Annotated in this window: 24 protein-coding genes and 3 tRNA genes; 14 read left to right on the forward strand and 13 right to left on the reverse strand. The window is 64.0% G+C overall.

Features of this window, described 5'->3' with window-relative positions; genetic code table 11:
• Positions 1–62: 62 nt before the first annotated feature.
• A tRNA-Glu gene (locus ACODSD_RS20550) sits at positions 63–138 on the forward strand.
• 8 nt (positions 139–146) lie between these two features.
• A tRNA-Ala gene (locus ACODSD_RS20555) sits at positions 147–222 on the forward strand.
• Between the two features lie 54 nt (positions 223–276).
• On the opposite strand, the gene ACODSD_RS20560 is transcribed toward ACODSD_RS20555, so the two are convergent.
• From ACODSD_RS20560 to ACODSD_RS20575, 4 genes are all read right to left on the reverse strand, one after another.
• Positions 277–1,884: a diguanylate cyclase domain-containing protein gene (locus tag ACODSD_RS20560; protein ID WP_488878184.1), complete on the reverse strand. Its 1,608-nt coding sequence runs from the start codon at positions 1,882–1,884 to the stop codon at positions 277–279.
• Positions 1,881–3,323 (reverse strand): sensor histidine kinase, encoded by a 1,443-nt coding sequence (locus tag ACODSD_RS20565; protein WP_235087609.1) that lies wholly within the window; start codon positions 3,321–3,323, stop codon positions 1,881–1,883. Before ACODSD_RS20565 ends, ACODSD_RS20560 begins: the two co-directional genes overlap by 4 nt.
• Positions 3,324–3,576: 253 nt before the next feature.
• Positions 3,577–3,652: transfer RNA gene (locus tag ACODSD_RS20570), tRNA-Asn, on the reverse strand.
• Between the two features lie 95 nt (positions 3,653–3,747).
• Positions 3,748–6,702, reverse strand: a complete 2,955-nt coding sequence (locus ACODSD_RS20575) for an Rne/Rng family ribonuclease (RefSeq protein WP_488878185.1) — start codon at positions 6,700–6,702, stop codon at positions 3,748–3,750.
• A 522-nt stretch (positions 6,703–7,224) separates the two neighbouring features.
• Here ACODSD_RS20575 and ACODSD_RS20580 point away from each other — a divergent pair.
• From ACODSD_RS20580 to ACODSD_RS20615, 8 genes are all read left to right on the forward strand, one after another.
• Entirely contained in the window at positions 7,225–8,160 is a 936-nt protein-coding gene (locus ACODSD_RS20580) for an RluA family pseudouridine synthase (RefSeq protein WP_488878186.1), read from the forward strand.
• A 1-nt stretch (position 8,161) separates the two neighbouring features.
• The gene (locus ACODSD_RS20585; protein ID WP_107799843.1) at positions 8,162–8,821 is read left to right on the forward strand and encodes an HAD-IA family hydrolase; all 660 of its coding nucleotides are present in this window, start codon (positions 8,162–8,164) and stop codon (positions 8,819–8,821) included.
• Entirely contained in the window at positions 8,797–9,159 is a 363-nt protein-coding gene (locus tag ACODSD_RS20590; RefSeq protein ID WP_235087601.1) for a Rieske (2Fe-2S) protein, read from the forward strand. Before ACODSD_RS20585 ends, ACODSD_RS20590 begins: the two co-directional genes overlap by 25 nt.
• A 41-nt stretch (positions 9,160–9,200) precedes the next feature.
• Positions 9,201–10,142, forward strand: coding sequence for a S49 family peptidase (locus tag ACODSD_RS20595; RefSeq protein WP_107799845.1), 942 nt, complete (start codon positions 9,201–9,203; stop codon positions 10,140–10,142).
• 19 nt (positions 10,143–10,161) lie between these two features.
• Complete coding sequence (motD, locus tag ACODSD_RS20600; protein WP_019101524.1) at positions 10,162–10,998, forward strand: flagellar motor protein MotD; 837 nt, start codon at positions 10,162–10,164, stop codon at positions 10,996–10,998.
• 28 nt (positions 10,999–11,026) lie between these two features.
• The gene (locus tag ACODSD_RS20605) at positions 11,027–11,617 is read left to right on the forward strand and encodes a malonic semialdehyde reductase (RefSeq protein WP_235087599.1); all 591 of its coding nucleotides are present in this window, start codon (positions 11,027–11,029) and stop codon (positions 11,615–11,617) included.
• 57 nt (positions 11,618–11,674) lie between these two features.
• Positions 11,675–12,703: a quinone-dependent dihydroorotate dehydrogenase gene (locus tag ACODSD_RS20610; protein ID WP_227104168.1), complete on the forward strand. Its 1,029-nt coding sequence runs from the start codon at positions 11,675–11,677 to the stop codon at positions 12,701–12,703.
• Between the two features lie 112 nt (positions 12,704–12,815).
• Positions 12,816–13,283: an outer membrane lipoprotein gene (locus tag ACODSD_RS20615; protein WP_048415794.1), complete on the forward strand. Its 468-nt coding sequence runs from the start codon at positions 12,816–12,818 to the stop codon at positions 13,281–13,283.
• A 121-nt stretch (positions 13,284–13,404) separates the two neighbouring features.
• On the opposite strand, the gene ACODSD_RS20620 is transcribed toward ACODSD_RS20615, so the two are convergent.
• The 3 genes from ACODSD_RS20620 to fur are packed head-to-tail and all read right to left on the reverse strand — an operon-like array spanning position 13,405 to position 15,252.
• Complete coding sequence (locus tag ACODSD_RS20620; protein ID WP_107799849.1) at positions 13,405–14,142, reverse strand: arginyltransferase; 738 nt, start codon at positions 14,140–14,142, stop codon at positions 13,405–13,407.
• Positions 14,129–14,830, reverse strand: coding sequence for a leucyl/phenylalanyl-tRNA--protein transferase (gene aat, locus ACODSD_RS20625; RefSeq protein ID WP_235087594.1), 702 nt, complete (start codon positions 14,828–14,830; stop codon positions 14,129–14,131). Before aat ends, ACODSD_RS20620 begins: the two co-directional genes overlap by 14 nt.
• A complete protein-coding gene (fur, locus tag ACODSD_RS20630; RefSeq protein ID WP_019101530.1) occupies positions 14,827–15,252 on the reverse strand; it encodes a ferric iron uptake transcriptional regulator in 426 nt (141 codons plus the stop codon). Before fur ends, aat begins: the two co-directional genes overlap by 4 nt.
• A gap of 93 nt (positions 15,253–15,345) precedes the next feature.
• Here fur and ACODSD_RS20635 point away from each other — a divergent pair, with 93 nt between their 5' ends.
• From ACODSD_RS20635 to ACODSD_RS20650, 4 genes are read left to right on the forward strand one after another with little or no spacing between them, the layout of a single operon-like run.
• Positions 15,346–15,729, forward strand: a complete 384-nt coding sequence (locus ACODSD_RS20635; RefSeq protein WP_107799851.1) for an outer membrane protein assembly factor BamE — start codon at positions 15,346–15,348, stop codon at positions 15,727–15,729.
• Positions 15,726–16,538 carry a 4-hydroxy-tetrahydrodipicolinate reductase gene (gene dapB, locus ACODSD_RS20640; protein WP_235087591.1) on the forward strand — a complete coding sequence of 271 codons (813 nt, stop codon included), beginning with the start codon at positions 15,726–15,728 and terminating at the stop codon, positions 16,536–16,538. Before ACODSD_RS20635 ends, dapB begins: the two co-directional genes overlap by 4 nt.
• A gap of 36 nt (positions 16,539–16,574) precedes the next feature.
• Positions 16,575–17,549, forward strand: coding sequence for a FecCD family ABC transporter permease (locus tag ACODSD_RS20645; RefSeq protein WP_107799853.1), 975 nt, complete (start codon positions 16,575–16,577; stop codon positions 17,547–17,549).
• Complete coding sequence (locus ACODSD_RS20650) at positions 17,542–18,321, forward strand: ATP-binding cassette domain-containing protein (RefSeq protein ID WP_107799854.1); 780 nt, start codon at positions 17,542–17,544, stop codon at positions 18,319–18,321. The genes ACODSD_RS20645 and ACODSD_RS20650 overlap by 8 nt, the downstream gene beginning before the upstream one ends.
• Positions 18,322–18,325: 4 nt before the next feature.
• Here the strand turns inward: ACODSD_RS20650 and folE are convergent, their stop codons facing one another.
• The 6 genes from folE to ACODSD_RS20680 form a co-directional block, all read right to left on the reverse strand.
• Complete coding sequence (gene folE / locus ACODSD_RS20655; RefSeq protein WP_107799855.1) at positions 18,326–18,964, reverse strand: GTP cyclohydrolase I FolE; 639 nt, start codon at positions 18,962–18,964, stop codon at positions 18,326–18,328.
• A 228-nt stretch (positions 18,965–19,192) separates the two neighbouring features.
• Positions 19,193–20,707, reverse strand: a complete 1,515-nt coding sequence (locus ACODSD_RS20660) for a SpoVR family protein (protein ID WP_486635537.1) — start codon at positions 20,705–20,707, stop codon at positions 19,193–19,195.
• Positions 20,708–20,865: 158 nt separating this feature from the next.
• Positions 20,866–22,149: a YeaH/YhbH family protein gene (locus ACODSD_RS20665; RefSeq protein WP_107799857.1), complete on the reverse strand. Its 1,284-nt coding sequence runs from the start codon at positions 22,147–22,149 to the stop codon at positions 20,866–20,868.
• 150 nt (positions 22,150–22,299) lie between these two features.
• On the reverse strand, positions 22,300–24,228 hold the full coding sequence (locus ACODSD_RS20670; protein ID WP_081545718.1) for a PrkA family serine protein kinase: 1,929 nt from the start codon (positions 24,226–24,228) through the stop codon (positions 22,300–22,302).
• 398 nt (positions 24,229–24,626) lie between these two features.
• Positions 24,627–24,944 (reverse strand): PilZ domain-containing protein, encoded by a 318-nt coding sequence (locus ACODSD_RS20675; protein WP_081545720.1) that lies wholly within the window; start codon positions 24,942–24,944, stop codon positions 24,627–24,629.
• Positions 24,931–25,488: an NUDIX domain-containing protein gene (locus tag ACODSD_RS20680; RefSeq protein WP_264372981.1), complete on the reverse strand. Its 558-nt coding sequence runs from the start codon at positions 25,486–25,488 to the stop codon at positions 24,931–24,933. The genes ACODSD_RS20675 and ACODSD_RS20680 overlap by 14 nt, the downstream gene beginning before the upstream one ends.
• Positions 25,489–25,497: the final 9 nt, after the last annotated feature.

A 25,497-nucleotide genomic window follows, 5' to 3' on the forward strand; every position in this document is an offset into this window, starting at 1 on the left:
GAGCGCTTGCATGGCATGCAAGAGGTCAGCGGTTCGATCCCGCTTATCTCCACCACAATTCAGTCCCCATCGTCTAGAGGCCTAGGACATCGCCCTTTCACGGCGGTAACCGGGGTTCGAATCCCCGTGGGGACGCCAGCAATACCGGGGGTATAGCTCAGCTGGGAGAGCGCTTGCATGGCATGCAAGAGGTCAGCGGTTCGATCCCGCTTATCTCCACCAAATATAAAAGCCGAAATCTCGCGATTTCGGCTTTTATTCTTTCCTGCGCGGATTTTATTCCGCCGCCATCCTGAATTCGTTCTTACCCGCCCTCTTGGCCTGGTACATCGCCCGGTCGGCCGCATGCAGCAGACCACCCAGATCGCCGCCGTTTTCCGGAAAGAACGCCACCCCGATGCTAGCCGACACCGCGCACTCGTCGTCCCCCAAAGCCACCGGCTGCGCCAACACCGTCAAGAGCCGACCCACCATCACACTGCAGGACTCTCCGCGATCCAAGCCCGGCGCCACCACCAGAAATTCGTCTCCACCCAGGCGCACCACCAAATCCTCGCCGCGCACATGCTGACGCAGACGCTCGGCCATCGCCACCAGCAGCGCGTCGCCCGCCTCGTGCCCCCAGCCGTCGTTCACCGCCTTGAAACCGTCCAGATCGATGAACAAGAGCGCGATGCGTTCATTGCGGCGCTTGGCCCTGGCAATCTCCTTATCCAGTTCCACCTGCAGAAAATGGCGATTGCCCAAGCCGGTCAGTTGATCATGGTAGGCCAGGAAATGAATATGCGCTTCCGCCGCGCGTATCGCCGAAATATCGGAGATGGCCAGCACGTAATGACTGACCGCCCCCTCCCCGTCCCGCACCACCGACGCATGCTGCCAGCAAGGAAAGGTTTCACCCCGGCGGCGACACACCACCTCGCCCTGCCAGAAATGCCGCTCTCCCTCCAGCCGACGGTAAAAACTCTCGCCATGCGGCTCCACGTGCAGGCAATCGTCCGGATCGCTACCCAACGATTCTTCCGCGCTCAAGCCCGTCAATCGGTAAAAGGACTCGTTCGCCGACACGATGCAACGCCGATGATCCAATACCAGAATCCCCTCCGCGCTGGCCTGAAACACCACGCTGGCTTGCCGCAGGCTGGCCTCGCTCAAATGCGCGTCGGTCACGTCTCGCGCCACCCCCACCCAACGCGCCGGCTCGCCCTGCGCGGCGAAATTGCGCCCGCACAGCTCAAGCCAGCGCTCCGCGCCCTCCGCGTCCAGCTTCACTGTTTTCTGCAAGACCCGCTCGGACTCCAAGATCCGCGTCAACTCGGCGGCGTCGGCCTCAGCCATGCCTAGCAAACCGGGCAACCCGTCCTCGGCGACGGCGAACGGGAACGCGTCCAGAAACTCCTGCTCCCACGCCATCTCGCCGCGCCGGCCGCCCCATTCCCACACCCCCAGCCGGGCCGCCTCCACCGCCATGCGCAAGCGACGGCGCTGACGCTGCTCCTCCACCTCCGCCCTGCGCCGCGCCAGCCCCATGCGCACCGAGGCGTTCAGCTCCCGCAGCTGATACGGCTTGAGCAGATAGCCGTAGGGCGCGCTGCCTTCCGCGTTGCGCAGCATATCGTCCTCGGCGTAGGCTGTCAGGAAGATGGACGGGATCTGGAAACGCTCGCGTATCACGCGCGCCGCCTCGGTGCCCGGCACGTCGCCATCCAGATGAATGTCCATCAACACCAGATCCGGCCGATCCGCCCCCGCCCGCCGCACCGCGTCGTCCGCATTGGCGCAGACGCCGAGCACCCGGTAGCCCAAAGACTCCAGACTAGTCTGCAAGTCCAGCGCCACCACCCCTTCGTCTTCCACGATCAACAAACCATTGTCCATACTCATTCTGCGCTCTCCGGCTCATCGCTGAACGCGATCTCCACGCAGGCCCCGCCCGCCTCAGGCCGCAGCAAGCGAGCCTCCCCCTTCAACTGCCCCACCAGAGTGGGAATCAGGCGAAACCCCAAGGAACTGACCTCGCCCAGCTTCACCGACTCCGGAATGCCGACGCCGTCGTCCGACACCAGAATCCGGCAACGCCCGCCGTCCTCCCGCTCCAGCGCCACCTCCACCGTGCCGCGCCGATCGGGAAACGCATGCTTGAGCGCATTGGTCACCAACTCGTTCACCAGCAAGCCGCAGGGAATCGCCCGCTGCATGCCCAGATACACCGCGGCGCCCATGCCGCGGCAGCGCAAGCGCACCCCGACGTCCGACACGCTGCCGCTGAGCAACTGAGTCAGCCGCTCCAGGTAAACCCCCACGTGAATCCGGGAAAAGTCGCCGTGCTCGTACAAGAGCTGATGGATCAGCGCCATCGCGCGCACATGATTCTGACACTCGGTCAGCACCGCCACCGCCTCCGGCGGCGCCGAGCGCGTTTGCAGATTGAGCAGACTGGAAATGACTTGCAGATTGTTTTTGACCCGGTGGTGCACCTCGTTGAGCAAGGCGGTCTTTTCCTTCAAGGCCAGCTCCAGACTGGCCTGCGCCGCCTTGCGCGCGCTGATGTCGGTAATGGTGGCCAGCACTTGCAACTCCCCGCCGTCGCGCACCGGCGTCAGGCCGATTTCGGCCGGGAACTCGCCGCCGTCGCGCCGCACCCCGAAGATTTCCTGCTGGCGCGCCATCTCCCGCGCCTCCGGGCGGCGCATATAATTTTCGATCAGCCGCCCATGGCCGTCGCGGAAGCGCTCCGGCACCAGGCCGGAAATCATCAGACCCTCCATGCCGACGCCCAGATAATCGAACATCACCTCCGCCCGATGATTCGCCATCCGGATGCGCCCGCTCTGGTCTATCATCACCAAGCCGTCCAGCGCGGAATCCACCACCATGCGCAAGCGGGCCTCGCCCTCGCCGCGCAGACGCTCGGCCCGCCGCTCCGCCGCCACGTCCCTGACCACCGCCAACACCCCCGCCACCTCGTCCGCCGAGGCGCAATACGGCAGATAGCTGATCTGCCACTCCCTGAGCGCGCCCTTGCCGCCGGCGCCCACCCTGGAATTAACGCAAACATCCAGCACCGGCTCACCGCTCTCCATCACCTGCCGCATCAGCGATTCCAGATATTCGCCGATCTGCGGCAGCGTTTCCGCCACGCCGCGCCCCAGATGGGCCGAATGCGGCAGGCCGTTGGCTTCCGCCAGACGTTGGTTGAGCAATCGATAACGCATCTGGCCGTCAATCAGCGCCAGCCCCACCGGAACCGCTTCCAGCACATCGGACAACACCTGTTCGGCGCAATCCAAGGCGCTGCTTTCGCCCTTCAGGGATCCAGCCACCCGGCCTCCTCACGCCGCCCCCAGCTCGCCGCGCCGCGCAGCCGGAAACGGCCGCGCTCAAGCGCGCGCAAACGAGGCGGTCAAGTTGTCACCAGCTTGTGTTATATGACGTATGGAATGGGAAGCAAACTGTTAAAATTGCTTAGCGCAATCAATTGGGACAGGCGCGCCAAGGCGCCGAGAACTCGACGGGAAGCCGCGACGAACGCGCGGAAACGCAAAAAGGCCACGCGATGCGTGGCCTTTTGAATTCTGGCTCCCCGAGCAGGGCTCGAACCTGCGACCTGCGGATTAACAGTCCGTCGCTCTACCAACTGAGCTATCAGGGAACATCTCTTGCGAGAGAGGGGTATATTAACCAAACCCCTGAGCGGCGTCAACACCCGGAGCGCTAAATAGCAGCGCTCCGGGCCTCAGACTACGTTCAAGGATTGCGGGTTTCCACCTGCACCAGGTCAGCCGGAGCGGCGCCTTGCTGAGCCTGACGAGTCACGTCGCGACGACGCGGCCCCGCCGGCAATACCGGCTCCTGCGCCGCGGGCGCCTCGACTACCGACTTGGTGGACACCATGACCAAGCCGCCCAGGCTTGCCGGCTCCGCCGCGGCAACGGCGCGGGTCTCAACCACGGCCGGCGCCTCGACTGCCGGCTCGACCGGCTCGACCGGATCGGCCTGTTCCGGCTCGCTCTGCGCAGCGGCAACTTCCGGCGCAGGCGCGGGTTCCGCCGCGACAAACGCCTCGACAGCCTCCAGCACCGAAACCACTTCAACCGCCGGAGCCGCCTCAAACACCGGAGCCGCTTCCACGACCGGGGCCAGCTCAATCGCCGGAGCCGCGTCAACAGCCGGCTGTTCCGGCTCAACCGCCGCAACAGGCTCGAACGCTTCCCGCGCCGGCTGGACCGCTTCGACTGCCGCGGACTCAACCGCCGCCGCTTCCTCACGCTGCTCAGCCGCTGCCGCCGGCGCTTCAGCCGGCGCCTCGGCCACCGCCTCGACGACGGCTTCCACCGCTACCGCGCCGACAACGGCCGCGGCTGCGATCGGCGCCGCTTCCGCCGCCGGCAGGGCAAGGCCCTCTTCCTGCGGCGCTGCGGCCGGATCATCGCGACGACGGTCGCGACGGCTGCGACGACGACGACGCTCATTGCGCTCCTGCTGCTCGGCGTCGCCTTCGGCGCGAGCCTCGTCGACAACCGGCTTGCTCAGCTCCAAAGCCTGCTCTTCCGCCTGCGGCGCCTGACGACGACGCGGCTCTTGCTGCGGACGCTCCTGCTTCTCCAGCTTTTCCGGACGCTCCTGCGGCGCTTCCTCGCGCGCCGGCTGTTGACGCTGCGCGTCCTTCAGCTCGCGCGGTTCGCGGCCTTCGCGAGCCTCGCGACCGTTGTCGCGCTCGCGGCGGCGGCCGTTGCGCGGCTGCTCGCCGCGCTCCTGGCGCTCCTCGCGTTGCGGCTGCTCTTTGCGCTCCGGACGCTCCTGGCGTTCCTGACGCTCGCCGTCCTGGCGCTCGCCGCGTTCGGCGCGCTCCGGACGACGCGGTTTCTCATCGGAACCTTGACGACGCTGCTCGTGTTCGCGACGCGCCTGACCGCCCGGACGGCGGTCGCCGTTGCGCTGGCGGTTGCCGCGTTGCTGAGACTGGGCCGCCGGCTTTTTCTTCTCGGCCGGCTGGGCCGCTTGCTCCGGCTCGGCGAACAGGCTCTTGACCCAAGCGCCCAGCTTGCCGAACAGACCCGGCTCCGGCTCGGCCGCCTTGGCCGCCACCGTCGGCGCCGGCTGCTGAGGCGTAATGCCCTTGACCGCGGCTTCCTGACGCTCCAGCTTCGGCTTTTCATGGCCGAAGTTGGTGATCACGTCTTCTTCCTGCACTTCCACCCGCTTGTAGCTCGGCGCTTCGCCGGCTTCGGCCAGGTCGTCGTGGCGCACGCGCACGATCTTGTAATGCGGGGTTTCCAGATGGATGTTCGGGATCAGCACCACGTCCACGTCCAGACGCTCTTCGATCGAATGGATCTCGGAACGCTTTTCGTTGAGCAGGAAAGTGGCCACGTCCACCGGCACCTGCGCGTGAACCGCGCCGGTGTTTTCCTTCATCGCCTCTTCCTGAATGATGCGCAGGATGTGCAGCGCGGAGGACTCAGTGCCGCGGATGAAGCCGATGCCGTGACAGCGCGGGCAGGTCTCGTGGCTGGTCTCGCCCAAGCTGGGCTGCAGACGCTGACGCGACAATTCCAGCAGGCCGAAACGGGACAGCTTGCCCATTTGGACGCGAGCGCGGTCGTGCTTGAGCACGTCGCGCAGGCGGTTTTCCACGTCGCGCTGGTTCTTGGCGCTTTCCATGTCGATGAAGTCGATCACCACCAGGCCGCCCAGGTCGCGCAAGCGCAGCTGGCGGGCGATTTCCTCGGCCGCCTCCAGGTTGGTCTTGACCGCGGTGTCTTCGATGTCGGCGCCCTTGGTGGCGCGCGCGGAGTTGACGTCGATGGACACCAGCGCTTCGGTGTGGTCGATCACGATGGCGCCGCCGGACGGCAGCTGCACGCTGCGCGCGAAGGCGGTTTCGATCTGGTGTTCGATCTGGAAACGGGAGAACAGCGGCACATGATCCTTGTACAGCTTCACACGCGACAGCATGTTGGGCATCACATGACTCATGAACTGACGGGCCTGATCGTAGATTTCCTCGGTGTCGATCAGCACTTCGCCGATGTCCGGATGGAAGTAATCGCGGATCGCGCGGATCACCAGGCTGCCTTCCTGCAGAATCAGGAACGGCGCGTTCTGAGCGCCGGCCGCGCCTTCAATCGCGCGCCACAGCTGCATCAGGTAACCCAGATCCCACTGCAGTTCTTCCAGATTGCGGCCGATGCCGGCGGTACGGGCGATCAGGCTCATGCCGTGCGGCACTTCCAGCTGAGACAAGAGGTCCTTCAGCTCCTGACGCTCCTCGCCCTCGATGCGGCGCGATACACCGCCGCCGCGCGGGTTGTTGGGCATCAGCACCAGATAACGACCGGCCAGGCTGATATAGGTGGTCAGCGCGGCGCCTTTGTTGCCGCGCTCGTCCTTCTCCACCTGCACGATGACTTCCATGCCTTCGCGCAGCACATCCTGAATGCGCGGACGGCCGCCGTCATAGCCCTGGAAATAGGAACGGGACACCTCTTTGAACGGCAGGAAGCCGTGGCGTTCGGTGCCGTAATCGACAAAACAAGCCTCAAGGGAGGGCTCGATACGGGTAATCACACCCTTATAGATATTCCCCTTGCGCTGCTCCTTGCCTACAGTCTCGATATCGAGGTCGACGAGCTTTTGTCCGTCGACGATAGCAACGCGCAGCTCTTCAGCTTGCGTTGCGTTGAACAACATGCGTTTCATTTACATTCCTTGCGCGGCACTCACGCAAGGGATGCAGCCAGTATTTGACGGCCCAGTGACTATTGATGGGCGCTTTCCGAAAGAAGTGTCGATGTAAAGATCGAAAAAAACAGTTTTGACAAGCCTACTTCCTGAAAATCGATCACACGCAGACCTGACTCATGTGCGCAATTGGCGCTCCGGGATCGCCGGCCTGCCTCAAAGGGCAGGACATACAGTGCAGGGGGGCTAGCATGCCGGGTCAAACTTCGCTGCAAAATTTCCTGACTGGCTTAGCATCAGGAAATGGAATACTCGTGAGTGCGTTATGCGTACAAATGCATTACCATCGCTGCTTTTCGGTGAGCGAGTTAACCTTGGCTGCAAACGTCGCGAGCGGCATCAGGTCAGGGTCTGTAAATCCCTGCCGGCCGTCTCCAACCTCTTGCAGCAGCGCCACGCAACATGCCGTGACCTTGGCTTGACATTTCGCCGTCATCTTGGTGCAACACACCTTGGGACAGCGCCAGAAGTATAAGCAATATGACAGACATTCGCAAAGATTCCGTCTCCTTCGTCCAAGTGGACGACGGCGACGCCGGCCAACGCATCGACAACTACCTGGTGCGTTTGCTCAAGGGCGTGCCCAAGAGCCACATCTACCGCATCCTGCGCTCCGGCGAGGTGAGGGTGAACAAGGGCCGCATCGACGCCGCCTACCGCGTACAGGCGGGCGACGAGCTGCGCATTCCGCCCATACGCGTGGCCGAGCGCGCGGAAAAGAACGTGCCGGCCGCCACCTTCCCGGTGGTGCACGAAGACAACGCGCTGCTGGTGATAGACAAACCGGCCGGCGTGGCGGTGCACGGCGGCAGCGGCGTGTCCTTCGGCGTGATCGAACAACTGCGCCAGGCGCATCCGGACTGGCGCTATCTTGAGCTGGTGCACCGGCTGGACCGCGAAACCTCCGGCCTCCTGATGCTGGCCAAGAAGCGCTCGGCGCTGACCAAGCTGCACGATATGATGCGCGCCAATGTGCCGGACAAGCGCTATCTGGCGCTGGGCCTAGGCCAGTGGCCGGACGACGCGCGCCAGGTCAAACTGCCGCTGTTCAAGTTCCACACCCCGGACGGCGAGCGCCGTGTGAAAGTCAGCGACGCCGAAAACGGCCAGTACGCGCACACCAATTTCGCGGTCAAGGAACGTTTTGCCGAGTTCACGCTGGTGGAAGCCCACCTGCGCACCGGCCGCACCCACCAGATCCGCGTGCACATGCAGGCCAACGGCTGCGCGATCGCCGGCGACGAGAAATACGGCGACTTCGCGCTGAACAAGGAGCTGGCCAAACGCGGCCTGAAACGCATGTTCCTGCACGCGCGCAGCCTGTCCCTGCCCCATCCGCTGACCGGCGAGCCGCTGAAACTGGAAGCGCCGCTGCCGCCGGAGCTGGAACGCTTCCTGAAAAGCCTGAGGTCTTGAGATGAACACTCGCTTCGATCTGGTCGTTTTCGACTGGGACGGCACCCTGATGGACTCCACCGCCCACATCAGCCAGTCCATCCAGCAGGCTTGCGCCGACCTGTCCCTGCCCGTCCCCAGCCGCGAGCAGGCCAGCCACGTCATCGGCCTGCGCCTGGCCGAGGCGCTGCAACAGGCCTGTCCGGCCGCCGCCCCGGAGCAACTGCCGCGGCTGACCGAAGCCTTCCGCCATCATTACCACGCCAACCAGCATCAGGTGACCCTGTTCGACGGCGCCGTGGACTGCCTGAACGCCATCGCCGCCAGCGGCGTTTTCCTGGCGGTGGCCACCGGCAACAGCCGCGCCGGCCTCAACCGCTTGCTGGAGCAGACCGGGCTCGGCCCGCTGTTCCACGCCACCCGCACCGTGGACGAATGCCATTCCAAGCCTCATCCGGACATGCTGTTGTCGCTGACCGAGATGCTGGGCGCGGACCCGCGCCGCACGCTGATGATAGGCGACACCAGCCACGACCTGCTGATGGCCGGCAACGCCGGCTGCCACGGCGTAGGCGTCGGCTTCGGCGCCCACGACAGCGAGCATCTGGAAAGCTGCGGACCGCTGGCCTTGTTCCATTCCTACCCCGAGCTGCAGACATGGCTGCTGCCGAAACTCGGATAATCTGCGCCGCGGCCGAGCTGCAGGACGGCGGCCGCGCCTGGCGCTTCGAGATCGCACAGGCGGACGGCGCGCCGCCGCTGCCCGCCTTCGCCGTCCGCTACCGCGGCAAGGTCTACGCCTACGTCAACGCCTGCCGCCACATCCCGGTGGAACTGGATTTGCGCGACGGCGAAGTCTTCGACCTCAGCGGCCATTATCTGGTGTGCAGCATGCACGGCGCCTGCTACGAAGCGCACACCGGCTATTGCGTCTCCGGACCCTGCCGCGGCCAGCGGCTGATCGCCGTGCCCGTCTTCGAACAGGACGGCAATATCTGCATCAATGTCATGCCGTCGTGAACTTTGCTAGACTCCTGGAATTATTCAGGGAGCACCCACACATGAGCGACACCTCCAACCATTGGGAACGCCAATTGCTGGAAAAACTGGCCAGCGCCGCGTTGGTGGAACAACGCCGCGCCCGCCAGTGGAAAATTTTCTTCCGCATGATCTGGCTGATCATCATCGGCTTCATCCTGTTCAGCCTGTTCATGCGCAACGAGGACAAGGCCACCGCCGGCATCGTCGGCTCCGGGCACACCGCCGTCATCACGCTGGAAGGCGTGATCGACAGCCAGAGCGACACCGCCAACAAGCTGAGCCAGGCCCTGACCGACGCCTACGGCGACAAGAGCACCAAGGGCATCATCATCGACGCCAACAGCCCGGGCGGCAGCCCGGCGCTGTCCGGCATGGCCTATGACGAAATCCGCCGCCAGAAGAAGCTGCACCCGTCGGTGCCGGTTTACGTGGTGGTCAGCGAGGTCTGCGCGTCCGGCTGCTATTACATCGCCTCCGCCGCCGACAAGATCTTCGTCGACAAGGCCAGCATCATCGGCTCCATCGGCGTGCTGTCCGACGGCTTCGGCTTCACCGGCGCCATGGAAAAACTGGGCGTGGACCGCCGCCTGCGCACCTCCGGCGAGAACAAGGCGATGGGCGACCCCTTCTCCCCGGTCAACCCCAAGCAAGAAGCCATCCGCCAGCAATTGCTGGACGACATCCACCAGCAATTCATCGCGGCGGTCCAGGCTGGCCGCGGCCAGCGCCTGGCCAAGGACCCGCAACTGTTCTCCGGCATGGTGTGGCTGGGCGACAAGAGCATCCCGCTGGGCCTGGCCGACGGCCTGGGCACGGTGCGCTCGGTGGCGCGCGACGTGATCAAGGCGGAGAAAACCGTCGACTATACTCAGCAAGACGATCTGTCCAGCCGCGTGGCGCGCAAGATCGGCGTGGAGTTCGCCGGCGGCGTGAAAAGCCTGTTCGACACCAAGCTGTTCTGACCAACCGGCAAGGCACACCATGGCGCGCAGAAGAAAACGACAGGAAGAAGAACACGAGAACCATGAACGTTGGCTGGTTTCCTACGCCGACTTCATCACCCTGCTGTTCGCCTTCTTCGTGGTGATGTACGCGATCTCCTCGGTCAACGAGGGCAAGTACCGCGTGCTCTCCTCCGCCATCGTGGACGCCTTCCGCTCCGGCTCCACCATCAGCGTCAACACCACCCCGCCCAGCGGCGGGGCCAACACCATGATAGAAATCCCCGAGACCAAACCCATCGCCAAGGCGGTCAAGGGAGAACACCAGGCCGAGAAAAAAGCCAACACCGGCTCCGCCCAGGGCGACGAAAAAACCCGGCTCGCCAACCTGACCCAGGATCTGGCCAAAGTGATGGACCCGCTGGTCAAGAGCGGCCAGGTCACCATCACCCACAGCAGCAAGGGCGTCACCATCGACATCCGCGACACCGCGCTCTTCCCCACCGGACAGGCGCAGCCCAACGAACAGTCCCGCCAGCTGATGGCCAATATGGCGCTGCAGCTGGCCAAGGTGGACAATCCGATCCGAGTGGAAGGCTTCACCGACACCGTGCCCATCCGCAACTCCTACTTCCCGTCCAACTGGGAACTGTCCGCCTCGCGCGCCGGCAGCGTGGTGCGCCTGTTCCAGGAAAACGGCATCAAGCCGGAACGGCTAGTGGCGGTGGGCCGAGGCGCCAACCTGCCGGTGGGCGACAACGCCACCGCCGACGGCCGCGCCAGCAACCGCCGCGTCGCCATCACCGTGCTGGCGAGCGGGCTGAGCGACGCCGAAGTGCTGTCGCCGCAAGACGCATCCATGGCCAATGGCCGCTAACACCCCTGTTTCTCAAGAGGAGCACGATATGAGCACCCCGATTCATCATTCCGCGCTGGAACAGCTGTTCCTCAACGCCCGCACCCACAGCCACTGGCAGGACCGCCCGGTCAGCGCCGAAACGCTGCACCAGCTGTTCGACCTGCTGAAAATGGCGCCCACCAGCGCCAACTGCTCGCCGGCGCGCTTCATCTTCGTGCAAAGCGACGCCGCCAAGGCCAAGCTCAAGCCCTGCCTGGCCGAAGGCAACGTCGAAAAAACCATGGCCGCGCCGGTCTGCGTGATCGTGGCCCAGGACATGCGCTTCTACGAGCACCTGCCCAAGCTCTACCCGCACGCCGACGCCAGAAGCTGGTTCGAAGGCAACGACGCGGCGATCCAGGCCACCGCCTCGCGCAACAGCAGCCTGCAAGGCGGCTACCTGTTGCTGGCCGCGCGCTCGCTGGGGCTGGACTGCGGTCCGATGTCCGGCTTCGACAACGCCGCGGTGGACCAGGCCTTCTTCCCTGACGGCCGCTTCAAGTCCAACTTCCTGGTCAACCTGGGCTACGGCGCAGCGGACAAGCTCTACCCGCGCTCGCCGCGCTTCGAGTTTGACGACGCCTGCCAGATTCTTTAATCCCCCCGCCCGATGCCCGGTTATAATGCCGGGCATTTTGCTGCCTGGAGAAACAAGATGCTCTATTCGCTTCTGCGCCCGCTGCTGTTCCGCTTTGACGCAGAGACCGCCCACGAACAGACGCTGGCCATGCTGGACCAGGCGCACAAGCTGCGCCTGAGCACGCTGACCTGCCACAGCGCCGCGCGCAAGCCGGTGCAAGCCATGGGCCTGACCTTCCCCAACGCGGTGGGACTCGCCGCCGGGCTGGACAAGAATGGAGCGCATATCGACGCCTTGGCCGCGCTGGGTTTCGGCTTCATCGAAATCGGCACCGTCACCCCGCGGCCCCAGCCGGGCAATCCCAAGCCGCGGCTGTTCCGCCTGCCGGAGCACCAGGCCATCATCAACCGCATGGGCTTCAACAATCTGGGCGTGGACACCCTGCTGGACAATGTCCGCCGCTGCAAATTCCAGGGCGTGCTCGGCATCAATATCGGCAAGAACGCCGCCACCCCGATAGAAAACGCCGCCGACGACTACCTGGCCTGCCTGGACAAGGTCTACGCCTACGCCAGCTACGTCGCCGTCAACATTTCCTCGCCCAACACCAAGAACCTGCGCCAGTTGCAGGAGGGCGACGAACTGGGCCGCCTGTTGGCGCAATTGAAGCAGCGCCAGCAGGCGCTGGCCGACAAGCACGGCCGCCACGTGCCGCTGGCGCTGAAGATCGCGCCGGATCTGGACGACGATCAGATCGTCGCCATCGCCCGCCTGCTGACCGAACACCGCATCGACGGCGTCATCGCCACCAACACCACGCTCTCACGCGAGGCGGTGGCCGGCCACCCGTTGGCGGAGCAGGCCGGCGGCCTGTCCGGCGCGCCGGTCAAAGACCGTTCCACAACAGTTATTCGCAAATTAGCCAAGGAACTTGACGGCGCTCTGCCTATCATAGGAGTTGGCGGCATCCTGTCCGGGCGGGACGCCGTGGAAAAACTGGACGCCGGCGCCAGCCTGGTGCAAGTCTACAGCGGCCTGATCTACCGAGGCCCGGCGCTGGTGGCCGAATGCGCGAATGCGATCGCAGCGCGCGCCAAACCCTGAACAACAGCACGCGCGGCCGCGCACGGGCCCTCCCTCAGGAAGCCCGGCGACAGGCCCGCGGCGACCATCCCGGGGCAAACCGGCTCGCTTATATAACATGGGACTCACTCATATGAACGCAAAACAACTGATTCGTCTTTCCGCCGTCGCGCTGCTGAGCGCCGGCGTGCTCACCGGCTGCGCCACCTCCGACTCCGCCGCCGTCTACTCCAAAGGCCAGATGCGCCAGGCGCAGACCGTGCAGCTGGGCACCGTGGTGTCGGTGCAGAACGTGAAAATGGAAGGCAGCAACAATGAGCTGCTGACCCTGGGCGGCGCCGCGCTGGGCGGCCTGGCCGGCAGCAATATCGGCGGCGGCAAGGGCCAGATCGCCGGCGGCATCGTAGGCGCGCTGGCCGGCGGCTTCGGCGCCCAGGCCGCTCAACGCGGCCTGAGCAAGAACGCGCTGGAAATCACCGTCAAGTTGGACGGTTCCGGCCGCATGATCTCCATCGTGCAGGAAGCCGACATTCCGTTCTCCGCCAACCAGCGCGTGCGCGTGCTGACCGGCGGCGGCAACGACCGCGTGGTGCCGTTCTAAGCATCCGCTCAAGGCCCGCCGTCGCACGTCTTCGACTCGCAGGCCTTGAACAGGCTCTGACGCGGACCGCGTCAGCAATGAAAAAGCCGGCGCTCGCGCCGGCTTTTTCATTGGGTGCCGCTCACTCGTCCCGCGGCCTGGACAACTCCACCCACCGCCCGTCCATCAAGGCCTGCAGGGGCTGATACATCGCCTTGTAGGACATCTTCTGGCATTCGCGTATCCAATAGCCCAGATACAGGTGCGGCAGCCCCAGCCGCCGCGTCAGCTCCGCCTGCCACAACACATTGAACACGCCCAGGCTGGATTTGGCGTCTTCCGGATCGTAAAAGGTGTACACCGCGGACAGGCCGTCGGCCAGGCGGTCGATCAGGCTGACCATCTTCAATTCGCCGTCCAGGCGGAACTCCGCCAGCATGCTGTCCACCCCGCTTTTCAGGATGAATTCCGAATACTGCTGCGGATCGTCGTCCGACATGCCGCCGCCGGCGTGCCGCGACTGCTGATACCAGCGATACAGCGCATAGTGTTCGGCGTCGAACTCCAGCGGCAGCAGGCGCACCTGCATCGCCTCCAGCCGACGCGCCACCTTGCGCTGAGTGCGGCTGGGCGCGAAGCGCTCCACCGGAATCCGCACCGGCACGCAAGCCTGGCAACTGTCGCAATACGGCCGATAGGTATACAGGCCGCTGCGGCGGAAGCCCAGCTTCACCAACTGGCTGTAAACCTCGCCATCGATCGCCTCCGCCGGGATCGCCACCTGCGAACGCGCCTGACGCCCGGCCAGATAACTGCAGGGATAGGGCGCGGTGGCGTAGAAATGGATGGCCACTGTCGGGCCGGGATCACGATGGCTCATTGGTATACCGGTAGTTCCACATCGCGGCGGGCTGCGCCCGTCGGGCATTCTCTTTCAGAGTAGCAAGAAATGTCTGACGCGAAACCAACTTGGCGCCCAAGCTCTGCAAATGGCGGGTGTGCATCTGACAATCTATCATCGTCACCCCCTGCGTCCGCAAATGGCGCACCATGTGGATGAAGGCCAGTTTGGACGCGTTGCTGCGGCGGGAGAACATGGATTCGCCGTAGAACATCAAGCCCAGGCCGATGCCGTACAGACCGCCGACCAGTTCGCCGTCCATCCAGGTCTCGAAAGAATGCGCGTAGCCCAGCCGGTGCAGACGGCAATAGGCGTCCACCATCTCCGGCACGATCCAGGTGCCCTGCTGCTGCGCCCTTGGTTCGGCGCAGGCCGACATCACTTCGCGGAAGGCGGTGTCCACACGGATTTCGTAATGTTGATTGCGCAGCAGCTTGTCCATGGAACGGCTGACTTTGAGCTCGTCCGGACTCAGCACCATGCGCGGCGCCGGCGACCACCACAGAATGGGCTCGCCTTCGGAAAACCAGGGGAAAATGCCTTGGGAGTAAGCAGCCAGGATGCGCTGCGGGGACAAATCGCCTCCGGCGGCCAGCAAACCATTGGGTTCGCGCAGAGCCAGCCGCACCGGAGGGAAGACCGGCTCAGGACCGAGCCAGGGAATCATGCCTTCTTGGCGTTAAGGCAGTCCGGGCACTCGCCGTACATGTACAGCGCGTGATCGACGATGCGGAAACCATGCTGCTCGGCGATGCGGTCTTGCAAAGCCTCGATCTCCGGATCGAAGAACTCGACCACCTTGCCGCAGCTGACGCACACCATGTGATCGTGATGACCGCCCTGGTTCAGCTCGTACACCGCTTTGCCGGTTTCGAAATGGTGGCGCACCAGAATGCCCGCCTGCTCGAACTGCGTCAGCACGCGGTAAATGGTGGCAAGGCCGATGTCGATATTTTCCGCGAGCAGCTTGCGGTAGACATCTTCCGCCGACATGTGGCCAGCGTGCTCCTCCTCGAACAGATCGAGGATTTTCAAACGCGGGCCGGTGGCCTTGAGGCCGATATCTTTAAGGTGACTGGCTTTGCTCATCGTGATATAAAGTGGGTCGATTTCAGATCATGATAAAGCCTTTTCACGGCTTTGCCTAATTACCGCCTCATAACTTTTAGGTCACGGAGTATCATGCGCGCCCTGATTTTTGTCGCCGTCCTTGCCCTCTCCGGCTGCAGCTCAATGAACCCTCTGAACTGGCTCAGCCCGCACAAGATGGAAATCCAGCAGGGCAATTATGTCACAGAGGATGCCGTCGCCAAACTTAAACCGGGCATGACGCGCTCGCAAGTGCGTTTCCTGTTGGGTTCTCCGCTACTGGCCGACGCGTTTCACGCCAATCGCTGGGATTACACCTATAGCGACATCAAGCAGGGCAAGCTGGATAAAAACAGCAACCGCCTGTTGACCGTCCACTTCAACGGCGACGTGCTGGAGCGCGTGGAAGGCCAGGCGCAGCCGGCCGAACGCCCGCCGCTGACCGCCTCCGCGCCGGCCCAGGAAGCCAAGCCATGAGCGCCTCCCCGCTGAAACTGGTGGTGGTCGGCGCCGGCGGCCGCATGGGCAAGGCCCTGATTGAAGCGGCGCTGGCCGCGCCCGGCGTGGCGCTGCACGCCGCGGTGGACCGCCCCGGCTCGGAATTCATCGGCCAGGACGCCGGCCTGTTCATCGGCAAGCACACCGGCGTCAAGATAGGCGGCGACTTCCTCCAGGCGCTGGAAGGCGCCGACGCCGTCATCGACTTCACCCGCCCGGAAGGCACGCTGGAACACCTGGCCGCCTGCGCCGAGCGCGGCGTGCAGATGATCATCGGCACCACCGGCTTCGACGAGGCCGGCAAGGCGGCGATCCGCGCCGCCGGCGACCGGATCGGCATCGTGTTCGCCTCCAATTTCAGCGTTGGCGTCAACCTCACCTTCAAGCTGCTGGACATGGCGGCGCGAGTGCTGGACGACGGCTACGACATCGAAATCATCGAAGCCCACCACCGTCATAAAGTGGACGCGCCGTCCGGCACCGCGCTGCGCATGGGCGAAGTCATCGCCGACGCGCTGGGCCGCGACTTGAAAGAATGCGCGGTTTACGGCCGCGAAGGCGTGACCGGCGAGCGCGATCCGCACACCATAGGCTTCGCCACCGTGCGCGGCGGCGACGTGGTCGGCGATCACACCGCCTTGTTCGCCGCCATCGGCGAACGCGTGGAAATCAGCCACAAGGCCTCCAGCCGCGCCACCTTCGCCAACGGCGCGGTGCGCGCCGCGCGCTGGCTGGCCGGCAAACCGCGCGGCCTGTTCGATATGCAGGACGTGCTGGGCCTGCGCTAAGCGCCGGCGGGGAGCCTCCTCCCCGCCCCCCTTTCCATGCGCCTCTTCCCGCTGACCCTGGCCCTCGCAGCCGGCCTGATTCTCCTCTCTCTCGCCTCGCTGCTGCACGGCAGCGGCATGGACGCGTCCCGTTTGCTGGCCGGCCAGCCCTTGCCGGAACTGGAATGGCAATTGCTGTGGCAGCTGCGGCTGCCGCGCCTGCTGGCCAGCGCCAGCGCCGGCGCCTTGTTGGCCAGCGCCGGCGCGGCGGTGCAGGCGCGTTTCCGCAACCCGCTGGCCGAACCCGGCCTGATCGGCATCAACAGCGGCGCGGCGCTGGCCGCCGCCGCCGCGCTGAGCTTGGGCGCCGGCCTCTACGCGGTGTCCGCGTCCGCCTTCGCCGGCGGCCTGTTCTCCTTATTGCTGATCCGCCTGCTGGGCCAGACCCAACAAGGCGGCAGCCGGCTGATCCTCAGCGGTCTCGCCATCAGTTCCTTGCTGGGCAGCCTGCTGACCCTGCTGATCACCACCCTGCCCGACGGCTCCTTGCGCGTGGTAATTTTCTGGCTGATGGGCAGCTTCGCCAGCGTGGACTGGCCGCAAACCGTCTTGCTGTGCGCGGCCGCGCCGCTGGTCTGGCTGGCGCTGCACCGGCAATGGCGCTTTCTCAACGCGCTGCAATTGGGCGAAACCGCCGCCTTTCACCTGGGCTTTGAAGTGCGTCGCCGCGAATGGCAGGTGGTGATCCTGGCGGCCCTGGCCGCCGGCCTGGTGGTGTCCGCCTGCGGCATGATCGGTTTCATCGGCCTGATGGGCCCGCACCTGGCGCGCCAACTGGTGGGCGGTAACGCGCGCCGGCTGCTGTGGATCGCGCCCATGCTGGGCGCGCTGCTGGCCATCGCCTCGGACTGGCTGGCGCGCAGCCTGCTGGCGCCCAGCGAACTGCCGGTGGGCGTGATCACCAGCCTGATAGGCGCGCCCTTCTTCCTGTGGCTGCTGCGGCAAAGCGCGGAAAAGGACGCCCATGCTTGAAGCGCGCGCCCTCAGCCTTTCCCGCCAGGGCCGCCTCTTGGTGGAGGCAGTGTCCCTGCGCGTGGCGCCGGGCGAACTCAATATCGTGCTAGGCCCCAACGGGGCCGGCAAAAGCAGCTTGCTGGGCATGCTGGCCGGTCTGCACGCGCCCAGCGCCGGCGAGGCGTGGATGGCCGGACGGCCGCTGCGCGGCCAATCCGCCGCGCAACTGGCGCGCCAGCGCGCGGTGGTGGAGCAAAATCCGCTGACGCCGGCCGGCTGGAGCACGATGGAGCTGATCCAGTCCGGCGCCTATCTGCTGGGCGACGCCGGCGCGGCCTGCCGCCAGGCGATGGAACTCACCTGCACCGCGGAGCTGGCGCGACGCCAGGCGCGCACCCTGTCCGGCGGCGAACAGCAACGCGTCCACCTGGCGCGCGCACTGTGCCAGTTGCTGGCCTCGGCGGACGCGGAACGCTATCTATTGCTGGACGAACCCACCGCCGCGCTAGACTTCGCCATGGCCGACGCGCTGCTGGCGCAGGTGGCCCGCATCTGCCGCGAGCTGAACATCGGCGCGTTGGCCGTGGTGCACGATCTGAACCTGGCGCTGCGCCACGCCGACAATGTGCTGCTGCTGAACGAAGGACGTGCCGCCGGCTTCGGGCCCACGCCCGAAATCATGCGGCGGGAAACGCTGGAAGCGGTTTACGGCGTGCGGCTGGCGGAGCTGAGCAGCCGGGAGCACGCCTTGCGGGCTTTCGTGCCCTTGCCCCACCCGCACCAAGAGTAAACGCTCAGCGGTGCGAGGCCTGCTTGCACTCGCTGAGGAAACGCGCGCGGTCCGCCTCGCCCACTTCTCCGGCGAAGCCCTGGGTGATCACCGCCTCCGCGCCGCGCCGGTTTTCCCCCAGTTGCAAACACATCTGCTTGGCCTGGATCACACAGGCCGCGCCCTTGGCCATGCCGTGCCGCACCAGCGCGTCCGCCACTTCCTGACAAATCCATTCCTGGTAATTCAAGCGGTGCGAGATCACGTCGATCAGCCGCGCGATGCGGCCGAAGCCGTGCAGCCGTCCGCCCGGAATGTAGGCGACGTGGGCAATACCTTCGAAGGGCACCAGATGGTGCGGACACAGGCTGTGGATGGAGATATTGCTGATGATGACCATCTCGCGGGAATCGTCTTCAAAACCGCAGCCCAGCACCTCGCTCGGATCGGCGGCGTAGCCGTCCAGCAAGCGGTCGCGCCAAAACGCGCCGACACGTTCCGCGGTCCTGCCCAGATGCGGGTCGCCTTGCGGCTGAAAGCCGCAGGCGGTCAGCAAATCGGTCACCGCGCGCTCAAACGCCTCCTTGTCGAAGGGCCGCAAGCGTTCCACGCCCACCTTGGGCGCGCGCTCCGGCGCTGGATGATCGCAATGCTGGTGGTCCATATCGTCTCCCTTATGAGCGCTGGTTCAAAGTCCGCCGCGCGCCGGCGAGGCAGAGCGCGGCCGGGGCCGCCTCGCGTGAAGCGAAACAGGCTTTGCGGCGGCGACGCGCAATCGAAATAGGAATTCGAGAGCGGCCCGGAGGGAAAGTTGCATCCGCCGGCGGCATGAAAAACCCGGGGGCGACGACCGCCGGCCCCGGGTTTTCGACTATATCACAGGCCGCCGCGGCTACACGCGCGCCCCATCCAGGTTGGATTTCATCTCGTAGCTCTGCTTGACGTCGCCATTGCCGTCCACGCTTTCCAGCCTCACGTCGAAGCCCCACAGCCGGCACACGTGCTTGAGCACCTCATTGGCGCTGTTGTCGTCCAGCGGCCGCCGGTTGTGCATGGTGTGGCGCAGCACCAGGCTGCGGTCGCCGCGCACATTGACCGACCACACTTGGATATTGGGCTCGCGCGAACCCAGGTTGTACTGCTCCGCCAGCTTGCCGCGGATGTCGCGGTAGCCCATGTCGTCATGAATGGCGGACACCTCCAGCTTGTCGTCGTGGTCGTCGTCGCGAATCGAGAACAGGCGGAAATCGCGAATCAGCTTGGGCGACAGATACTGCGAGATAAAGCTCTCGTCCTTGAAGTTCTTCATCGCAAACTCCAAGGACTCCCGCCACGGCGTGCCGGCCAGGTCCGGGAACCAGGCGCGGTCCTCGTCGGTGGGGGCTTCGCAAATGCGCTTGATGTCCTGATACATGGAGAAGCCCAGCGCGTACGGGTTGATGCCGTTGTACCAACGCGCCGTCACCGGCGGCTGGTACACCACATTGGTGTGGCTCTGCAAAAACTCCATCATGAAGCCGTCGGTGACCATGCCCTTGTCGTACAGGCGATTGAGGATGGTGTAGTGCCAGAACGTGGCCCAGCCCTCGTTCATCACCTGGGTCTGCCGCTGCGGGTAGAAATACTGCGCCACCTTGCGCACGATGCGCACCACCTCGCGCTGCCAAGGCTCCAGCAGCGGCGCGGATTTCTCGATGAAGTACAGCAGGTTTTCCTGCGGCTCCGGCGGAAAACGCGGCGGCGACTTGTCGCTGCCGTCCTTGTCGCGCTTGGGAATGGTGCGCCACAGATCGTTGACCTGGGTTTGCAGGTATTGCTCGCGCTCTTCCTGGCGCGCCTGCTCCTTGGCCAGCGACAGCTTCTGCGGCCGCTTGTAGCGGTCCACGCCGTAATTCATCAGCGCGTGGCAGCTGTCCAGCAAGTCCTCCACCGCGTCTATGCCGTAGCGCTCCTCGCACTTGGTGATGTAGCTCTTGGCGAACACCAGATAGTCGATGATGGCCGAGGCGTCGGTCCAGGCGCGGAACAGGTAGTTGCCCTTGAAAAAGCTGTTGTGGCCGTAAGCGGCGTGGGCGATCACCAGCGCCTGCATCGTCATGGAGTTTTCCTCCATCAGATAGGCGATGCAGGGGTTGGAGTTGATCACAATCTCATAGGCCAGCCCCATCTGGCCGCGCTTATAGCTCTTTTCGGTGGCGACGAAATGCTTGCCGTAGCTCCAGTGATGGTAGTTGACCGGCATGCCCACCGAGGCGTAGGCGTCCATCATCTGCTCGGCGGTGATGACTTCCAGCTGGTTGGGATAGACATCCAGCTTGAACTCATCCACCGCGATGGTGCGTATCTGCCGGTCGTACTCGTCGACCAGGTCGAAGGTCCATTCGGACCCGGTAGAAATCGGTGTCATGTTGCTCCCCCCTTGGCAAGACCGCTCAGAACCTGTTTACGATCTGCTGCGCGTCGGCGATACGGCGTCGAAACCGAGCTCAAAATGCTCATGTACCACGCGTACATTCCGCTTTTTCCCTCGTTTCCGCCTTGTCTCGCGAGATCATAAACACGTTCTCAGGCGGTGGCGGCGCGGCCATTGGCCGGCTGGCGCTTGAACAGTTCCCGGAAGACCGGGTAGATGTCGGAAGCCGAACGAATTTTCTGCATGGCGAACTGGCGGTTGCGTTCCTGCACCTTCAAGTATTCGTACCAGAGGTTTTGCGGCTCTCCTTCGGTGATCTCGATGTAGGCGAAGTACTGGCAGTAAGGCAGCAGATCCTCCTCCATGATGCGGCCGCAGTTGGCGGAATCGCTGTCCCAGTTGTCGCCGTCGGACGCCTGGGCGGCGTAGATATTCCATTCGCTGCCGGCGTAGCGTTTCTTGACGATCTCCGCCATCAGATTGAGCGCCGAGGACACCACGGTGCCGCCGGATTCGCGCGAGTGGAAGAAATCCTCCTCGCTCACCTCCACCGCACTGGTGTGGTGGCGGATGAACACCACCTCGATCTTCTCGTAATTGCGCTGCAGGAACAGGTACAGCAGGATGAAGAAGCGCTTGGCCATGTCCTTTTTCTGCTCATCCATGGAGCCGGACACGTCCATGATGCAGAACATCACCGCCTGACTGGTGGGCTTGGGCTGCTTGACCCGGTTGTTGTAGCGCAGGTCGAACGGGTCTATCCACGGAATGCTGGCGATGCGTTCGCGCAGCCGGTGAATGCTTTGCCGTTTTTCGCGGATTTCCGAGGTGTTGTCCTCGTCATCCTCCATCAGGGTGTCGAGTTCCTCCTCCGCGTCGCCCAGCGTGGCCATGGTGGGCGCGGCCATCGCCACCCGCCGCGCCAGCGCGCCGCGCAGCGAACGCACGATATTGATGTTGGCCGGCGTGCCGTCGTTGGTGTAACCGGCGCGCACCGTCTTCATCTCCTCAATGCCCATCAGCTGGGTCTTGATCAGATTGGGCAGGGCCAAGTCGTCGAAGAACACGTTCATGAACTCTTCGCGCGACAGCTGGAACACGAAATCGTCCTCGCCCTCGCCGTCCTGGCTGGCCTTGCTGCCGCCTCCGCCCCCGCCGCCCTGCGGCCGCGGCAGGCGGTCGCCCTTGACGAACTCCTCATTGCCCGGGTGCACGTTTTCCGTCATGCCACCCTTGCCGTGATGAAACACGGGTTCGGAAATATCCTTTACCGGAATCGAGACCTTCTCCCCGCTCTCGATATCGGTAATGCTGCGCCCCTTGACCGCCTTGGCGACGGCCTCCTTGATTTGGGCCTTGAAACGGCGCAGAAACCGTTCGCGGTTGACCGCGGACTTGTTCTTGCCGTTGAGGCGCCGATCGATGATGTGGGACATAAGCACCTCGCTTTGCCTGTGCCGGCGGCGGCCGCCCGCGGGCGGCCATCGCCTGGCTTGCTGTTGTTATATTCTTCACCGCCCGGCGGCGACAGCGGCCACGCGGGCGATTTCCGGCGCCGCCCCAGGCGGCGCCGGATCAGCGACGGCTTACGAGGACTTGCGCACTCGCAGATACCATTCGCACAACAGACGCACTTGCTTGGCGGTGTAGCCTTTTTCCACCATGCGGTTGACGAAGTCCTCGTGCTTCTTCGCATCCTCGGCGCTGGCCTTGGCGTTGAAGGAGATCACCGGCAGCAGCTCCTCGGTGTTGGAGAACATCTTCTTCTCTATGACCGTGCGCAGCTTCTCGTAGCTGGTCCAGGTGGGATTCTTGCCGCCGTTGTTGGCCCGCGCCCGCAGCACGAAGTTGACGATCTCGTTGCGGAAGTCTTTGGGGTTGGAAATCCCGGCCGGCTTCTCTATCTTCTCCAGCTCCGCGTTCAAGGAGGTTCGGTCGAAGATCTCGCCAGTGTCCTGATCGCGGTACTCCTGATCCTGAATCCAGAAGTCCGCGAAGCTGACGTAGCGGTCGAAGATGTTCTGGCCGTATTCGGAGTAGCTTTCCAGATAAGCGGTTTGAATCTCCTTGCCAATGAACTCCACGTACTTGGGCGCCAGGTACTCCTTCAGGAAGGTCAGATACTTCTGCTCGATTTCCGCCGGGAACTGCTCGCGCTCAACCTGCTGCTCGATCACGTACAGCAAGTGCACCGGGTTGGCCGCCACTTCGCTGTGATCGAAGTTGAACACCTTGGACAGAATCTTGTAGGCGAAGCGCGTGGACAAGCCGCTCATGCCCTCGTCCACCCCCGCGTAATCGCGGTATTCCTGGATGGATTTGGCCTTGGGATCCGTATCCTTCAGATTGTCCCCATCGTACACCTGCATCTTGCTGAACAGGCTGGAGTTTTCCGGCTCTTTCAGCCGCGACAACACCGCGAACTGCGACATCATCTTCAGCGTGCCCGGCGCGCACGGCGCGCGGCCCAGCGAAGAGTTGCGGATCAGCTTGTCGTAGATCTTGATCTCGTCGGACACGCGCAGGCAATACGGCACCTTGACGATGTAGATCCGATCCAGGAAAGCCTCGTTGTTCTTGTTGTTGCGGAACTGCTTCCACTCGGACTCGTTGGAGTGGGCCAGGATCACGCCTTCAAACGGAATCGCGCCAAAGCCCTCGGTGCCCTTGAAGTTGCCTTCCTGGGTGGCCGTCAGCAACGGGTGCAAGACCTTGATCGGCGCCTTGAACATCTCCACGAATTCCAGCAAGCCCTGGTTGGCCAGGCACAAGCCGCCGGAGTAGCTGTAAGCGTCCGGGTCGTCCTGCGCGTATTTCTCCAGCTTGCGGATATCCACCTTGCCCACCAGCGACGAAATATCCTGATTGTTCTCGTCGCCCGGCTCGGTCTTGGCCACCGCGATCTGCTTGAGCACGGACGGATAGCGTTTGACCACGCGGAACTGGCCGATGTCGCCGTTGAACTCATGCAGCCGCTTCACCGCCCACGGGCTGGGAATGCTCTTCAGATAACGGCGCGGAATGCCGTATTCCTCTTCCAGCAGCGCCCCGTCCTCGTCGTAGTTGAACAGCGCCAGCGGAGACTCGTTGACCGGGCTGCCTTTCAGGCAATAGAACGGCACCAGCTCCATCAGCTCTTTCAGCTTCTCGGCGATAGACGATTTGCCGCCGCCCACCGGGCCCAGCAAATAGAGGATCTGCTTCTTCTCTTCCAGGCCTTGCGCGGCGTGGCGGAAGTAGGACACCACCTGTTCGATCACCTCCTCAGTGCCGTAAAAATCACGGAACGCGGGATAGACCTTGATGACTTTGTTGGAAAAGATGCGGGACAGACGCGAATCGTGCCGAGTGTCCACCAGCTCCGGCTCGCCTATGGCGGCCAGCATGCGCTCTGCGGCGGTGGCGTAAGCGCCGGGGTCTTTCTTGCAGAGCTCCAGGTACTCCTGGATGGTGTACTCCTCCTCACGAGTCTTGTCGTAACGAGCAGCGTAGTGACTGAAGATATCCGGGTGCATGGCTCTCTCCTGGCAGGTAGCAGAGGCGCAAACGATATGCACGCGGCATCCGCTGCTCCCCTTGCTGAATTAGAGTATTCACATTGTTTCCGGCTTTCTTTTTCTGGGTATAGCATAACGCACAGCCTGGCAGGGCAAAACCGCGCCTGCACACAAAATATGAGATCGTGAGCCAGATTCAATACAAGTATTTGAAATGGATGGTGAATTCCGCCAGCTTTTTTTTGTAACGGAAGACGAGCGGCGTGTAAGCGGGAGTAAACGGAAATCGACCCTAAAAAAACGCTTTGAGAATCAAACGTTTCCAACGCGGCGATTGAAACATTCACGCCGCGCAGCGCGGCGAAAAAAGAGAAGGGAATATAAAGAATGCGCCGCGTCCGCGCGGACTGCGGCGCTCAGCCTTTGCGCTGCACAATGCGCACGCCGATTTCATAGATGCGGCCGCGCTGCACCTCGTTGCAGCGCTTCACCTCCACCACCGCCTCCAAGGGCTTGCCCGGCATGCCGCCCACGCCCGGGGCCAGCACGATCACGGACAGACGCTCGCCGAACTGCGGCACAAAGGACGAGCGCAAGGCCATGCCGTCCACCGACAGATCCACGCACTCGCCGTAATGGGTTTCGCCGCTGATCAAAGAACGGATGCGAGCCTTGCAGCCCATGCTGATGCGACGCCCGCGCCGTCGATCCCGGTAAGGATCAAACGGCGACACCCGGCATCCTCCCGGCCTGGTGCGCCGCCAGCCAGTGCAGGCCCACGATGGACTTGCTGTCGCAGATCGCCCCGCTCAGCGTCATCTCCATCGCCTGGGCCACCGGCACCGTCAGCACCTCCAGGAATTCGCCCTCGTCCAGCCGGCTGCCCTGCTGGCTCAGCCCTTCCGCCAGGTAATAACTGATGCGCTCGTTGGAATAGCCAATGCAGGGATAAGCGGTGCCCAGATACGTCCAGCGCTCCGCCGCGTAGCCGGTTTCCTCCAACAGCTCCCGCCTGGCCGTGGCCGCCGGGTCCTCGTCCGGGTCTATCTTGCCGGCGGGAATCTCCACGAACTCGCGGCCGGTCGGATAACGGTACTGGCGCTCCAGCACCAGCTTGCCGTCCGGCGTCAGCGCCAGCACCGCCACCGCGCCGGGGTGCAGAATGTATTCGCGCGTGGACGCCGCGCCGTCCGGCAGCGCCACCTCGTCTTTATGAACCTTGAGAAAACCGCCCTGATACACCAGCTCCGACGACAACTGCTTTTCAACCAGATCCACAATCACCCC

Source organism: Chromobacterium sp. FG22 (genome assembly GCF_057809415.1).

Coding starts and splice junctions, on each gene's coding strand:
- ACODSD_RS20560 (WP_488878184.1), bottom strand. CDS start 1,884: ATGAGTATGGACAATGGTTTGTTGATCGTGGAAGACGAAGGGGTGGTG.
- ACODSD_RS20575 (WP_488878185.1), bottom strand. CDS start 6,702: ATGAAACGCATGTTGTTCAACGCAACGCAAGCTGAAGAGCTGCGCGTT.
- ACODSD_RS20580 (WP_488878186.1), top strand. CDS start 7,225: ATGACAGACATTCGCAAAGATTCCGTCTCCTTCGTCCAAGTGGACGAC.
- ACODSD_RS20585 (WP_107799843.1), top strand. CDS start 8,162: ATGAACACTCGCTTCGATCTGGTCGTTTTCGACTGGGACGGCACCCTG.
- ACODSD_RS20590 (WP_235087601.1), top strand. CDS start 8,797: ATGGCTGCTGCCGAAACTCGGATAATCTGCGCCGCGGCCGAGCTGCAG.
- ACODSD_RS20595 (WP_107799845.1), top strand. CDS start 9,201: ATGAGCGACACCTCCAACCATTGGGAACGCCAATTGCTGGAAAAACTG.
- motD (WP_019101524.1), top strand. CDS start 10,162: ATGGCGCGCAGAAGAAAACGACAGGAAGAAGAACACGAGAACCATGAA.
- ACODSD_RS20605 (WP_235087599.1), top strand. CDS start 11,027: ATGAGCACCCCGATTCATCATTCCGCGCTGGAACAGCTGTTCCTCAAC.
- ACODSD_RS20610 (WP_227104168.1), top strand. CDS start 11,675: ATGCTCTATTCGCTTCTGCGCCCGCTGCTGTTCCGCTTTGACGCAGAG.
- ACODSD_RS20615 (WP_048415794.1), top strand. CDS start 12,816: ATGAACGCAAAACAACTGATTCGTCTTTCCGCCGTCGCGCTGCTGAGC.
- ACODSD_RS20620 (WP_107799849.1), bottom strand. CDS start 14,142: ATGAGCCATCGTGATCCCGGCCCGACAGTGGCCATCCATTTCTACGCC.
- aat (WP_235087594.1), bottom strand. CDS start 14,830: ATGATTCCCTGGCTCGGTCCTGAGCCGGTCTTCCCTCCGGTGCGGCTG.
- fur (WP_019101530.1), bottom strand. CDS start 15,252: ATGAGCAAAGCCAGTCACCTTAAAGATATCGGCCTCAAGGCCACCGGC.
- ACODSD_RS20635 (WP_107799851.1), top strand. CDS start 15,346: ATGCGCGCCCTGATTTTTGTCGCCGTCCTTGCCCTCTCCGGCTGCAGC.
- dapB (WP_235087591.1), top strand. CDS start 15,726: ATGAGCGCCTCCCCGCTGAAACTGGTGGTGGTCGGCGCCGGCGGCCGC.
- ACODSD_RS20645 (WP_107799853.1), top strand. CDS start 16,575: ATGCGCCTCTTCCCGCTGACCCTGGCCCTCGCAGCCGGCCTGATTCTC.
- ACODSD_RS20650 (WP_107799854.1), top strand. CDS start 17,542: ATGCTTGAAGCGCGCGCCCTCAGCCTTTCCCGCCAGGGCCGCCTCTTG.
- folE (WP_107799855.1), bottom strand. CDS start 18,964: ATGGACCACCAGCATTGCGATCATCCAGCGCCGGAGCGCGCGCCCAAG.
- ACODSD_RS20660 (WP_486635537.1), bottom strand. CDS start 20,707: ATGACACCGATTTCTACCGGGTCCGAATGGACCTTCGACCTGGTCGAC.
- ACODSD_RS20665 (WP_107799857.1), bottom strand. CDS start 22,149: ATGTCCCACATCATCGATCGGCGCCTCAACGGCAAGAACAAGTCCGCG.
- ACODSD_RS20670 (WP_081545718.1), bottom strand. CDS start 24,228: ATGCACCCGGATATCTTCAGTCACTACGCTGCTCGTTACGACAAGACT.